General features: G+C 59.3%; 10 protein-coding genes and 2 tRNA genes. 4 read left to right on the top strand and 8 right to left on the bottom strand.

Going from position 1 to position 13,589, the window contains the following annotated elements; translation table 11 throughout:
- Positions 1–249: 249 nt before the first annotated feature.
- The 8 genes from ACA051_RS02735 to rnr form a co-directional block, all read right to left on the bottom strand.
- On the bottom strand, positions 250–2,553 hold the full coding sequence (locus ACA051_RS02735) for a YgiQ family radical SAM protein (protein WP_497373412.1): 2,304 nt from the start codon (positions 2,551–2,553) through the stop codon (positions 250–252).
- Between the two features lie 287 nt (positions 2,554–2,840).
- On the bottom strand, positions 2,841–4,235 hold the full coding sequence (gene dnaB / locus ACA051_RS02730) for a replicative DNA helicase (RefSeq protein ID WP_497373410.1): 1,395 nt from the start codon (positions 4,233–4,235) through the stop codon (positions 2,841–2,843).
- A 109-nt stretch (positions 4,236–4,344) separates the two neighbouring features.
- Entirely contained in the window at positions 4,345–4,791 is a 447-nt protein-coding gene (gene rplI / locus ACA051_RS02725) for a 50S ribosomal protein L9 (protein ID WP_003197251.1), read from the bottom strand.
- A 19-nt stretch (positions 4,792–4,810) separates the two neighbouring features.
- On the bottom strand, positions 4,811–5,704 hold the full coding sequence (locus ACA051_RS02720) for a hypothetical protein (RefSeq protein ID WP_497307437.1): 894 nt from the start codon (positions 5,702–5,704) through the stop codon (positions 4,811–4,813).
- Positions 5,705–5,740: 36 nt separating this feature from the next.
- Positions 5,741–5,971, bottom strand: coding sequence for a 30S ribosomal protein S18 (gene rpsR, locus ACA051_RS02715; RefSeq protein WP_002551829.1), 231 nt, complete (start codon positions 5,969–5,971; stop codon positions 5,741–5,743).
- Between the two features lie 28 nt (positions 5,972–5,999).
- Positions 6,000–6,422 carry a 30S ribosomal protein S6 gene (rpsF, locus tag ACA051_RS02710; RefSeq protein WP_003236224.1) on the bottom strand — a complete coding sequence of 141 codons (423 nt, stop codon included), beginning with the start codon at positions 6,420–6,422 and terminating at the stop codon, positions 6,000–6,002.
- Positions 6,423–6,740: 318 nt separating this feature from the next.
- Positions 6,741–7,508 carry a 23S rRNA (guanosine(2251)-2'-O)-methyltransferase RlmB gene (rlmB, locus tag ACA051_RS02705; protein ID WP_497307435.1) on the bottom strand — a complete coding sequence of 256 codons (768 nt, stop codon included), beginning with the start codon at positions 7,506–7,508 and terminating at the stop codon, positions 6,741–6,743.
- Positions 7,505–10,135 carry a ribonuclease R gene (gene rnr / locus ACA051_RS02700; RefSeq protein ID WP_497373408.1) on the bottom strand — a complete coding sequence of 877 codons (2,631 nt, stop codon included), beginning with the start codon at positions 10,133–10,135 and terminating at the stop codon, positions 7,505–7,507. The genes rlmB and rnr overlap by 4 nt, the downstream gene beginning before the upstream one ends.
- 226 nt (positions 10,136–10,361) lie before the next feature.
- On the opposite strand from rnr, the gene ACA051_RS02695 reads away from it, so the two are divergent.
- The 4 genes from ACA051_RS02695 (at position 10,362) to ACA051_RS02680 (ending at position 13,514) form a co-directional block, all read left to right on the top strand.
- Positions 10,362–10,448, top strand: a tRNA-Leu gene (locus ACA051_RS02695).
- Positions 10,449–10,614: 166 nt separating this feature from the next.
- Positions 10,615–10,701: transfer RNA gene (locus tag ACA051_RS02690), tRNA-Leu, on the top strand.
- Positions 10,702–10,938: 237 nt separating this feature from the next.
- The gene (locus ACA051_RS02685; RefSeq protein WP_497373406.1) at positions 10,939–11,949 is read left to right on the top strand and encodes an iron ABC transporter substrate-binding protein; all 1,011 of its coding nucleotides are present in this window, start codon (positions 10,939–10,941) and stop codon (positions 11,947–11,949) included.
- On the top strand, positions 11,949–13,514 hold the full coding sequence (locus ACA051_RS02680) for an ABC transporter permease (RefSeq protein ID WP_497373404.1): 1,566 nt from the start codon (positions 11,949–11,951) through the stop codon (positions 13,512–13,514). Before ACA051_RS02685 ends, ACA051_RS02680 begins: the two co-directional genes overlap by 1 nt.
- Positions 13,515–13,589: the final 75 nt, after the last annotated feature.

Below are 13,589 nucleotides of genomic sequence, written 5' to 3'. Positions count from 1 at the left end.
GCACGAAAATGTTGCGGCCGGTGACCGCCAGCCTGGATGTGTAATGGCTGTGCTGGCCTCTTCGCGAGCAAGCCCGCTCCCACATTTGATCGGCGCCTTCTTTGCGAGCACGGTCTAATGTGGGAGCGGGCTTGCTCGCGAAGAGGCCAGTTGCCCCGAAACAGCTACCGCCCGGCGCCCTGTTTTTCGTAGCCCAGAAACGCAAAACGCCAACCCGAAGGTTGGCGTTCTGTTCAGCTCAAACGAGGCTTAGCGCGGCACAACCGGTTTGCGCGCAGGCTTGGGCCCTTTGCCTTTGGCCGCGTCCTTGCGCTCCTTGGCCGCCTGCTGGTTGCGGGCAAATGCCGCCGCCTTGGCCTGTTCACGCTTGTCCCACGGATTGCCGCCATCGCTGGCACGCGGTGGCAGGCCGGTATGCTGGGTCAGGATCTTGGTGGTCTTTTCCGTGGCCACTTTATGGCTGCCGGCCGGCGTCGAGTTCTTGCGACGGGCGCTCTGGTAGCTGTCGGTCGCCGGCTGATGCAGCGGGATCAACTGGTTCTTGCCCGGCCCGATCAGGTCGGCGCGGCCCATGCGGGTCAGCGCTTCACGCAGCATAGGCCAGCCTTTCGGGTCGTGATAACGCAAGAACGCCTTGTGCAGACGACGCTGCTCTTCGCTCTTGACGATGGTCACGGCGTCACTCTTGTAAGTGACCTTGCGCAGCGGGTTCTTGCCCGAGTGGTACATCGCGGTGGCGGTGGCCATTGGCGACGGATAGAACGCCTGCACCTGGTCGGCACGGAAGCCGTTGCCCTTGAGCCACAGGGCCAGGTTCATCATGTCTTCATCGGTGGTACCCGGGTGGGCGGCGATGAAGTATGGAATCAGGTACTGCTCTTTCCCGGCTTCCTTGGAGTACTTCTCGAACATGCGCTTGAACTTGTCATAGCTGCCGATGCCCGGTTTCATCATCTGGTTGAGCGGACCTTCCTCGGTGTGTTCCGGGGCGATCTTCAGGTAACCACCGACGTGGTGGGTCACCAGCTCTTTGACGTATTCCGGCGACTCGACCGCGAGGTCGTAGCGCAGACCGGAAGCGATCAGGATCTTCTTCACACCCGGCAAGGCACGGGCGCTGCGGTACAGCTGGATCAGCGACGAGTGATCGGTGTTCAGGTTCGGGCAAATGCCCGGGAACACACACGACGGCTTGCGGCACGCGGATTCGATTTCCGGGCTCTTGCACGCGATGCGGTACATGTTCGCGGTCGGGCCGCCGAGATCGGAAATCACGCCGGTGAAGCCTGGGACCTTGTCGCGGATCTCTTCGATTTCGCGAATGATCGACTCTTCGGAACGGTTCTGGATGATCCGGCCTTCGTGCTCGGTGATCGAGCAGAACGTGCAGCCACCGAAGCAGCCACGCATGATGTTCACCGAGAAGCGGATCATGTCGTAGGCCGGGATTTTTTCCTTGCCATACGCCGGGTGCGGAATACGCGCATAAGGCATGCCGAACACGTAGTCCATTTCTTCAGTGGTCATCGGAATCGGCGGCGGGTTGAACCAGACGTCGACTTCGCCATGCTTCTGCACCAGCGCACGGGCGTTGCCCGGGTTGGTTTCCAGGTGAAGCACGCGGTTGGCGTGAGCGTACAGAACCGCGTCGCCACGGACTTTCTCGACCGATGGCAGACGAATCACGGTTTTGTCACGGGTCATTTTCGGGCTGGCCAGGATCTGTACGACCTTGGCTTCGCTCGGGTCTTCAACCGGGCCTTTTTCCTGCTCGATGGCGCAAGCCTGGGTGTCTTGAGTATTCACGTACGGGTTGATGATCTTGTCGACCTTGCCCGGACGGTCGATACGCGTGGAGTCGACCTCGTACCAGTCTTTGGGCGTGTCACGACGAATGAACGCGGTACCGCGCACGTCGGTGATGTCTTCGATCTTGTGACCGTAAGACAGACGCTGAGCGACTTCGACGATCGCACGCTCGGCGTTGCCGTAGAGCAGGATGTCGGCGCTGGCGTCGATCAGGATCGAGTTGCGCACCCGGTCCTGCCAGTAATCGTAGTGGGCAATGCGGCGCAGGGAAGCTTCGATGCCACCGAGTACGATCGGTACGTTCTTGTAGGCTTCCTTGCAGCGCTGGCTGTAAACCAGGCTCGCGCGGTCCGGACGTTTGCCCGCCAGGCCACCGGGGGTGTAGGCGTCATCGGAACGGATTTTCTTGTCGGCGGTGTAGCGGTTGATCATCGAGTCCATGTTGCCGGCCGCGACGCCGAAAAACAGGTTCGGCTCGCCGAGCTTCATGAAGTCGTCTTTGGACTGCCAGTTCGGCTGGGCAATGATCCCGACGCGAAAGCCTTGCGACTCCAGCAGCCGGCCGATGATTGCCATACCGAAAGACGGGTGATCGACGTAGGCATCACCGGTGACGATGATGATGTCGCAGGAATCCCAGCCAAGCTGATCCATCTCCTCCCTGCTCATCGGCAGGAATGGCGCTGGACCGAAACATTCGGCCCAGTACTTGGGATAGTCAAATAACGGCTTGGCTGTTTGCATGACGATGACCGGTGTTGAGATGAAAAATCGCGGGCGCGGAATATAGCACAAAAAATAACCAATTCCGACGGCTATGGTCGGAAATTGGTGTCGACCGTTTTGCGCAAAGATCCAGAGACTAGGCGCAACCCTTGTGGCGAGGGAGCTTGCTCCCGCTGGGCAGCGAAGCGGCCCCAAAACCTTCGACCGAATTTTTCCAGACGGACCGCATTTCTCAGCTTTGCGACTGCTGCGCAGCCGAGCGGGAGCAAGCTCCCTCGCCACAGGGCAAGCGTCCTGCCTGGGCGTTATTCGTCGTCGAAGTTATAGCTGCCCGGCGCGAGGTTTTCGAAGCGTGTGTATTTACCGATGAACGCCAGTCGCGACGTGCCGATCGGGCCGTTTCGCTGCTTGCCGATGATGATCTCGGCGATGCCTTTATGCTCGGTCTCCGGGTGATACACCTCGTCCCGATACACAAACATGATCACGTCAGCATCCTGCTCGATCGCTCCGGATTCCCGGAGGTCGGAGTTGATCGGGCGCTTGTTCGGTCGTTGCTCCAGGGAGCGGTTGAGCTGCGACAGCGCCACCACCGGGCAGTTGAATTCCTTGGCCAGCGCCTTAAGGGAACGGGAGATCTCGGAAATCTCGTTGGTCCGGTTGTCGCCGCCGGAACCTGGAATCTGCATCAATTGCAGGTAGTCGATCATGATCAGCGCGACATCGCCGTGCTCACGCACCAGACGCCGGGTCCGCGCACGCATTTCCGACGGGCTGATACCGGCCGTATCGTCGATGAACAGCTTGCGATCATTCAGCAGATTGACCGCCGACGTCAGGCGCGGCCAATCGTCATCGTCCAGGCGACCGGCACGAACCTTGGTCTGGTCGATACGGCCCAGGGACGACAACATACGCATGATCAGCGATTCGCCTGGCATCTCGAGCGAGTAAACCAAAACGCACTTGTCACTGCGCAACACGGCGTTTTCCACCAGGTTCATCGCAAAGGTGGTTTTGCCCATGGACGGACGGCCGGCGACGATGATCAGGTCAGACGGTTGCAGGCCGCTGGTCATCTCGTCGAGGTCGGTGTAACCGGTGGACAGGCCGGTAATGGCGTTGTCGGTGTTGAACAAGGTGTCGATGCGGTCGATGGCCTTGGTCAGCAGGTCATTCACGCTCACCGGGCCGCCGGTTTTTGGCCGGGCCTCGGCGATCTGGAAGATCTGCCGTTCAGCTTCGTCGAGAATCTCTTCAGCCGTGCGGCCTTCGGGGTTGAAGGCACTGTCGGCAATTTCGGAAGCAATGCCGATCAGCTGTCGCAAGGTTGCCCGCGCGCGGACAATCTGCGCATAGGCCTTGATGTTCGCGACGGACGGCGTGTTTCTTGCCAGTTCACCGAGGTAACCGAGGCCACCAACCTGCGAAGTCTGACCTTCCTTGTCCAATTGCTCGGCCAGGGTCACGACGTCGATTGGCGAGTTCAGGTCCGCCAGTTTGGCGATTGCACGGAAGATCAAGCGGTGGTCATGCCGATAGAAATCACCGTCCGAAACTTGATCGAGCACGCGTTCCCAGGCGTTGTTGTCCAGCATCAAACCACCGAGCACAGCCTGTTCGGCCTCGATGGAATGCGGCGGTACCTTCAGGGCAGCGGTTTGCAGATCGTATTGCTCGGGAGCGGAGATATCGTTCATGGCCACTTGGAATTAGGAATTTCAGAAAAACAAAAGGCACGACCTGTAAACAGGATCGTGCCCGATGTTAACCGTCTGACGGGCAAGCCGCCAGTCGATCAAGTGCTGCTTAAGCTGCTACCACGACAACGCGTACAGTGGCTTCAACTTCGGCGTGCAAGTGCACGGCTACGTCGAATTCACCTACGTTGCGGATGGTGCCGTTCGGCAGACGAACTTCGCTTTTTGCCACTTCAACGCCAGAGGCGGTCAGTGCATCAGCGATGTCGTGAGTACCGATCGAACCGAACAGCTTGCCTTCGTCACCAGCGGTGGCAGTGATAGTCACTTCCAGCTCAGCCAGTTGGGCGGCACGGCTTTCAGCCGAAGTTTTACGGTCTGCTGCGGCTTTTTCCAGCTCAGCGCGACGCTCTTCGAACGCAGCCAGGTTGGCAGCGGTCGCAGCGGTAGCTTTGCCGTAAGGCAGCAGGTAGTTACGACCGTAACCAGCCTTAACGTTTACTTTGTCACCCAGGTTGCCCAGGTTGGTGACTTTTTCCAGAAGGATCAGTTGCATGTGAAAATCCTCTTAACTTTTAACCTTCACCGTTCGCGCTATCGGCATCTTTCGGTGCCGAACGACCGCGAAAATCAATCAGGCTGTCGACGATGGCCAAGACCACCAGCAACGGATAGATCAGCTGCATGAACAGCAACAGCGTGACGTACAACCCCACCAGCCAGAACCTGGCCAGTCGCTTTTGCGCCACCAGCCCGTGAATCAGGGCCAGCCCGGCGAACACCAGCGGTACGCTGCACAACGGCGTCAACATCGCCATCTGTGGGCCGATATTCGGCCCCAGAAGCATGAACGCCAGCAGCAACATCGCTGGTAAAAGCGGGAATCGGATGGCGCGAAACTCGCGACCAAAACCACCCGGGTTGTACAACAACGCCTGCCAGTAGCGCCCGACAATCAGGCTCAGCACACTGACGATTTGCAACAAGGCCGCAATCAGGCCGGTCAGGACCGGTGCAATCAGGGACGCAAAATGCGCTTGCTCGTCTACCGACAACTTCTGGTAGACATCACCGAGTAGCGACGGCATGACTTTTATCAAAGCCTGCGCCAGCATCTCGATTTGGGGAGCAAAAACTGTCCCCAGCACCACTGCAAACACCACTCCCATCGCTATGCTGACCAGCAGCACGCGGTTCCAGGACTCGCTTGCGCGTAAAACCAACGCAAGGCTCGTAGACCCCAGCAGCACCAGAAGTGCTCGTGGGTCATCGGAGTAAAGCCACCAGATCAACGCCGGCAGCAGTCCCAGAGCAAGTACGCCAATGGCGTCCTTCAATCCGCGCCGCAGAAGCACGAGGCATCCAGCGGCAGCACCCAACCAATACAACAACGGCAATATTGCGCATCCAGCCACTACCAGAGTGGCCTGCATACGGCCGCGCATGATGAACTCAGCTATGGCGCGCATGCATTCAATCCTTTGCTACGTGTCGACTGCCCGGTCTCAGCGGCCGTGGCTGTCGGTGTAGGCCAGCAGGGCCAGGAAGCGGGCGCGCTTGATAGCGGTGGCCAGCTGACGCTGATAACGAGCTTTGGTACCGGTGATGCGGCTTGGAACGATTTTGCCGGTCTCGGATACGTAGGCTTTCAGAGTGTTGAGATCTTTGTAATCGATCTCTTTCACGTCTTCAGCGGTGAAGCGGCAGAATTTACGACGACGGAAGAAACGTGCCATTTGATAGGCTCCTTAAAAGGTCCGTGGATTACTCGTCAGCGTTATCGCTGTTGTCGCTGTCATCACTATCAGCGCTATCAGCGCCTTCGTGCTCAGGACGGTCGCGACGCTCACGGCGCTCACTGCGGTTTTCTTCAGCCTTGAGCATCTCGGATTGGCCGGTAACGGCTTCTTCGCGACGGATGACCAGGTTACGGATCACTGCATCGTTGTAGCGGAAGTTGTCTTCCAGCTCGGCCAGGGCCTTGCCAGTGCATTCAACGTTCAGCATCACGTAGTGAGCCTTGTGAACATTGTTGATTGCGTAGGCCAGTTGACGACGGCCCCAATCTTCCAGACGGTGGATTTTGCCGCCGTCTTCTTCGATCAGCTTGGTGTAACGCTCTACCATGCCGCCGACTTGCTCGCTTTGATCCGGGTGGACCAAAAAGATGATTTCGTAATGACGCATGAATGCTCCTTACGGGTTGTAGCCTGCCGTTCAAAAACGGTCAGACAAGGAGTGAATGACACTTATGGACTTGCTTGCGATAGACACATCAGTGCCTGCCGTCACAGCAAGGGGCGCAATTGTAGAGAAGGGGCGGGAGAGGTGCAAGGCAATTGGTGATTATTTGAACAGTTCGTTCGCACCACAGATCTTTGCTCCAACACAGAACCAATGTGGGAGCGGGCTTGCTCGCGAAAGCGGTACATCAGTCAACATTGATGTCGACTGACACTCCCTCTTCGCGAGCAAGCCCGCTCCCACATTTGAATCGCGTGCAAATCAGGACTTCTTGGCGGCTCCGGCGGCCTTGACGCTACGCTGGCGCTGGGCCTCGAACAGGCAGACGCCGGTCGCCACGGACACGTTGAGACTGCTGACGCTGCCAGTCATCGGCAGATGCACCAGGTAGTCGCAAAGATCGCGAGTCAGGCGACGCATGCCGCTGCCTTCCGCCCCCATGATCAGGATGGTCGGGCCGGTCATGTCTTGCTGATACAGACTCTGCTCAGCCTCGCCCGCCGTACCGACAACCCACAAGCCACGCTGCTTGAGTTTTTCCAGAGTGCGCGCCAGGTTGGTCACGGCAACCAACGGAATCACTTCCGCCGCACCGCAGGCCACCTTCCGTACCGTCGGGGTCAGGGTGGCTGACTTGTCCTTCGGCACGATCACCGCCAGCGCACCGGCCGCATCGGCCGAGCGCAGGCAAGCGCCAAGGTTGTGCGGATCGGTCACGCCGTCGAGCACCAGCAACAGTGGTGCGCCTTCGGTGCGATCGAGCAACTCGTCGAGCATCGCCTCGCCCCAGACCTGGCTCGGGCTCACATCCGCCACGACGCCCTGGTGCACGCCTTCAACCCAGGCATCCAGCTCACGGCGCTCAGCCTGGCCGACGGCCACGCGATTTTCCGCAGCCAGGGCGATCAGTGTCTGAACCCGCGGATCACTGCGGCCTTCAGCCAGCCAGATCTGCTTGACGCGTTTCGGGTGGTGACGCAACAACGCTTCTACAGCGTGCACGCCGTAGATCTTTTCCAAATGACTCATGACTTGGCCTTAGGTTTACGCGCCCCGCCGCTTTTGGCTGGGGCCGAACCCGCTTTCGGCGGGCCCTTACGGTGTTTGCTTGGCTTGCTGCCGGGAGCCTTGTCAGGCGCCGACCGTCCGGTCTTTCCCCCAGACGCCGCTTTACCGCCGCTTTTCGCTTCAGACAGCAACGCCTGCTTCAGTTCACGACTTTTACGCAGCTCGGCATTTTTCGCCGCGGCATCGCTTGGGCGATAGGCCTCGACAGCCTTTTCCTTGGCAGGACGACGACCGGTTTTAGCCGGGGCCGGCTCTGCAGCGGTTTTAGCCGCGGTCTTGGCGGCAGGCTCAGTCTTTTCAGTGCCGCGCTTCTTGCGGCCGATCGGCGCGCTGATGGTTTTTTCAGCCATCTCGAAGTCGATCTTGCGCTCGTCGAGGTCAACGCGCATCACGCGCACTTCAACGGTGTCGCCCAGGCGGAAGCTGCGACCGGTACGCTCACCGGCGAGGCGGTGGTGCACTGGATCGAAGTGGTAGTAATCGCCCGGCAGCGCGGTGACGTGCACCAGGCCTTCGACGTAGATGTCGGTCAGCTCGACGAACAGGCCAAAACCGGTCACCGCGGTGATCACACCTGGGAACGATTCGCCCACTCGGTCTTTCATGAACTCGCACTTGAGCCAGTTCACCACGTCGCGGGTTGCTTCGTCGGCACGGCGTTCGCTCATCGAGCATTGCTCGCCAAGCTGTTCCAGCGCCGTTTCGTCGTACGGATAGATACGCGCTTTCGGAATGGTCATCGCGCCGGCACGGCGAACGTGCGGCGTGTCCTGCTTGGAATGGATGACGCTGCGGATCGCCCGGTGCGTGAGCAAGTCCGGGTAGCGGCGGATCGGCGAGGTGAAGTGGGTATACGCTTCGTAATTCAGGCCGAAGTGGCCCTGGTTATCGGCGCTGTACACCGCTTGGCTCAACGAGCGCAGCATGACGGTCTGGATCAGGTGGAAATCCGGACGATCCTTGATGCTCGCCAGCAATGCCTGGTAATCCTTCGGCGACGGGCCGTCCTTGCCTTTGTGCAGGGACAGACCGAGCTCGCCGAGGAAGGCGCGCAGTTTTTCCAGACGTTCCGGTGGCGGACCATCGTGGACGCGATACAACGCAGGGATTTCGTGCTTCTTCAGGAATTCGGCGGTGGCCACGTTGGCCGCCAGCATGCATTCCTCGATCAGCTTGTGCGCATCGTTACGAACGGTCGGACGGATTTCGGCAATTTTGCGCTCGGTCCCGAAGATGATCCGGGTTTCCTGAGTTTCGAAATCGATCGCGCCACGCACGTGACGAGCGGCCAGCAGCACCTTGTACAGTGCGTAAAGCTGCTTGAGGTGCGGCAGAACGTCGGTGTACTCGCCACGAAGCTGACGCGCTTCGGTGAGTTTCGGCGTTTCCAGCATCGCGCTGACCTTGTTGTAGGTCAGGCGAGCATGCGAATGAATCACCGCTTCGTAGAAGCAGTAGTCGGTCATCTCGCCGGATTTGGAGATGGTCATCTCGCAAACCATGGCCAGGCGATCGACGTGCGGGTTCAGCGAGCACAGGCCGTTGGACAACTGCTCCGGCAGCATCGGCACGACGCGCTCGGGGAAGTACACCGAGTTGCCGCGAACCTGGGATTCGTTATCCAGGGCCGAACCGATCTTCACGTAGCTGGAAACGTCGGCAATCGCCACGTACAACTTCCAGCCGCCGGAGAACAGCCGCAGCTTGCCTGGCTTGGCTTCGCAGTAAACCGCGTCATCGAAATCGCGCGCGTCTTCACCGTCAATGGTGACGAACGGCAGATGACGCAGGTCGATGCGCTTCTCTTTGTCTTTCTCTTCAACTTCCGGCTTGAGCTTGGCGGCTTCTTTGAGCACAGCCTCAGGCCAGACGTGAGGAATATCGTAGGTGCGCAGGGCAATGTCGATTTCCATGCCCGGCGCCATGTAGTTACCCACGACTTCAACCACGTCGCCTTGCGGCTGGAAGCGTGGCGTCGGCCAGTGAGTGATCTTCACTTCGACGAACTGACCGACCTGCGCGCTGGCGTTACGGCCCGGGGTGACCAGCACTTCTTGCTGGATCTTCGGATTGTCCGCAACCACAAAACCGATACCGCCCTCTTCGAAGTAGCGGCCGACGATGGTCTCGTGGGCACGGGATACCACTTCGACGATCATGCCTTCGCGGCGACCGCGACGGTCGAGGCCGGAAACACGGGCCAGGGCCCGGTCACCATCGAACACCAGGCGCATTTGCGCCGGGCTCATGAACAGGTCGTCACTGCCATCGTCCGGGACCAGGAAGCCGAAGCCGTCACGGTGACCGCTGATGCGGCCGAGGATCAGGTCGAGCTTGTCCACCGGCGCATAGGTGCCGCGACGGGTATAGATGAGTTGGGCATCGCGCTCCATGGCGCGCAGGCGGCGACGCAGGGCTTCGATCTGGTCTTCTGTGGTCAGACCAAACTCCTCCACCAGCTGCTCGCGGTTAGCAGGCGAACCCCGATCAGCAAGGTGCTGAAGGATCAGTTCGCGGCTAGGAATAGGGTTGTCATATTTTTCCGCTTCACGAGCGGCCTCGGGATCGAGGGACTGCCAATCGGCCATTAGAGAGTTTTCACCTTGTCTATATGCGGGTTAGTTTGGCATAGGCGTAATGAAACGGGAAATTTCAGGCTGTGACAGCCTGTCTAAAGCCTTATATCGACCGCGTGAAGCTGATTTAAATGCCGCTGGTAAAATTTTCAAGGTTTTTTTGATGCCAGGGGTTTACAGTTAAAAAGACGCTCCGTATAGTGCGCGCCATCGACGACGCACTAGCGTTGCCGATACTGCCCAGATGGTGAAATTGGTAGACACGCCAGCTTCAGGTGCTGGTGACCGCAAGGTCGTGGAAGTTCGAGTCTTCTTCTGGGCACCAATTTAGAGCTTGAGATTAGATCAATTTCAAGGCTCACACAAAAACCCGCGAAAGCGGGTTTTTTGCATTCTAAACATCTGATTTATTAAATCTAAATCAGGGGTTTACAGATCAAAACGCTCTCCGTATAGTGCGCCACATCGACAGCGGTGACGCTGAAGATTATGCCCAGATGGTGAAATTGGTAGACACGCCAGCTTCAGGTGCTGGTGACCGCAAGGTCGTGGAAGTTCGAGTCTTCTTCTGGGCACCAATTCAAATTCAAGGTCACGATCTTGAATTTCACAGAAACCCGCGAAAGCGGGTTTTTGCGTTTCTGGCCCCCCTAAAAAACAAGCCAACACCCCTTCCTGAGTGAAAGGGCTTTTTGTGGCGAGGGGATCGCAACCCCTTTAGCAAAACCCTCCCAACCCCGCAAGGCGCACTTGAGAAACAATATCGTTTATCATTGTTTCAAGTTTTTGCAATGCGACAGTGAGGAACCCTGCGAATGATGTTTCGAAATACCCTGCGCCGAGGCCTGACCTTCACCCTGCTCGGCCTGGCACTCGCCACTCCCCTCACCCAGGCTGCTGACCCAGTTTCCCTGACCCTCTACAACGGCCAACACAAGGAAGTCGGCGACGCCATCGCCAAAGCCTTCGAAGCCAAGACCGGCATTCACGTCAACGTGCGCAAAGGCAGCAGCAACCAGCTCGCCAGCCAGGTCGTCGAAGAAGGTGATCGCTCCCCTGCCGATGTGATCTACACCGAAGAATCGCCACCGCTGAACAAGCTCGGTGAACAGGGTCTGCTGGCCGAGACCGACGCCGCCACCCTCGCCGTTCTGCCGAAAGACTACGTCGCCGGCAATGGCACCTGGATCGGCATCACCGCCCGGGTCCGTGTGGTCGCCTTCAATCCGAAACTGATCGATGAAAAAGACCTGCCCAAGTCGGTGATGGAATTCTCCGATCCGAAATGGCAAGGCAAGGTCGGCTTCGTACCCACCAGCGGCGCGTTCCAGGAACAGGCCGTGGCAATCATCAAAGTGCACGGCATGGACGCGGCCGAAGAATGGCTGACCGGCCTGCGCGCGTTCGGCAAGACTTACAGCAACAACATGGTGGCGCTGAAGGCAGTGGAAAACGGCGAAGTCGCCACCGTACTGGTGAACAACTACTACTGGTTCGCTTTGCAACGTGAAAAAGGCCAGCTCGACTCGAAACTGCATTACTTCACCGGCGGCGACGTCGGTGGGCTGATCACTGTTTCCAGCGCCGCCGTGCTGAAATCCAGCAAACATCCAAAAGAAGCCCAGCAATTCCTCGCCTACATCGCCAGCGAAGAAGGCCAGCGCGTGATCACCCAGACCACCGCCGAATACCCGCTGCACAAAGGCATGGAATCGGATCGCGGCCTCAAGCCATTCAGCGAACTGGAGGCACCGAAAGTCACCCCGGCCGACCTCGGCAACGCCGAAGAAGCCCTGGACCTGGAACGTGACGTTGGCCTGAACTGATGAGCGCATCGTTATCCGCCCCCGCCTCGCGCGGGGGTTACGTGCCACGGCGCAAGCAGCCGTCGATATGGCTGCTGCTGCCGGTTTTGCTGTTGGTGGTGCTCAGTCTTTTGCCGCTGGTGTATGTCGGGCTGAAGGCCTGGCAGGCCGGCTGGGCTGAGGCACTGCACCTGCTGTGGCGGCCTTATGTGTTCGGGCTGCTGCGCAATACGTTGGCGCTAATGATCGGTGTGACAGTCGCGTGCGGCGTGATCGGCTTGTCCCTTGCCTGGTTGCTGGAGCGCAGCAATCTTCCGGGACGGCGTTTGTGGGGCGTGATCCTGTGCTTGCCGTTCGCCGTGCCGGCGTTCGTCAGCAGCTTTACCTGGGTGTCCCTGAGCGCGCATTTCGAAGGCTTGGGCGGGGCGATCCTGGTGATGACCCTGTCAAAGTACCCACTGATATTTCTGCCCGTCGCAGCGACCCTGCGCAACCTTGATCCATCCCTGGAAGAATCTGCCCGCACCCTGGGACAGAATCGCTGGGGCGTATTTTTCAGGATTACCCTCCCCCTGCTTTGGCCGTCCCTGCTTGCCGGCTCGCTGTTGATAGCCCTGCACATGCTGGTGGAGTTCGGCGCCCTGTCGATCATCGGCCTGCAAACCTTCACCACCGCAATCTATCAGCAGTTCGAACTGGAATTCAGCAATGCCAACGCGGCGATGCTGTCGGCGGTGCTTCTGGCGCTTTGCCTGGTGTTGTTGTGGCTTGAGTTACGAGTACGCGGCAAGGGCCGGCACGTGCGCACCGGCCAGGGCGCAGCGCGGCAGGCGGAACAGGTTCGACTGGGGCCGTGGACGGTCGCCGGACAGGTTTACTGCCTGACATTGGCGATCATCGGCAGCGGCATTCCGCTAGGGATGCTGGCGTATTGGCTGGCGGTAGGTTCGTCGGCGGCATTCCCGGTGGCGGCGATCAGCGAGGCGCTGCTGTCGTCCCTGGCGTTGTCGCTGGGTGGTGCTGCACTGTGCCTGGTGCTGGCGGTGCCGATGGGATTGCTGGTGGTGCGGCACAAAGGCCGACTGGCGATCTGGGCCGAGCGCTTGCCGTATCTGCTCCACGCGCTGCCAGGTTTGGTGATCGCGCTGACGCTGGTGTATTTCGCCCTGCATTATGTGCCAGTGCTGTACCAGACGTCGGCACTGCTGCTGATCGCTTATGCGCTGCTGTTTCTGCCCTTGGCGCAGGCGCCGATTCGCACGGCGCTGAACAAGGCAGCGCCGCAACTGGAAGAGGCGGCACGCACGCTGGGGGCGTCCTCTTTCAGCGCGTTTTGCCGGGTGACGCTGCCGATCATTTTCCCGGCGCTGGGTGCGGCGTTCGCGTTGGTGTTTCTGGATGCAATGAAGGAACTGACGGCGACGCTGCTGTTGAGTCCGACCGGGCTCAATACGCTGGCGACGGAGGTTTGGGCGCATACCGCGAACGTGGAGTTTGCGGCGGCGGCGCCTTATGCGGCGCTGTTGATTTTGGTATCGGGGCTGCCTGTGTACCTGTTAACAACCCGGATGTATTTGAGCCGCTGAAAAGCTTCGCGGGCAAGTCGAATCGTCGCACCGCTCGCTCCTACAGGGAATGCGTGATCCCTTGTAGGAGCGAGC

The sequence above is a fragment of the Pseudomonas sp. LBUM1669 genome (genome assembly GCF_059695705.1).
The sequence above is the reverse complement of the archived record's forward strand: the minus strand, read 5'-3'. Positions and strand labels throughout refer to the sequence as shown.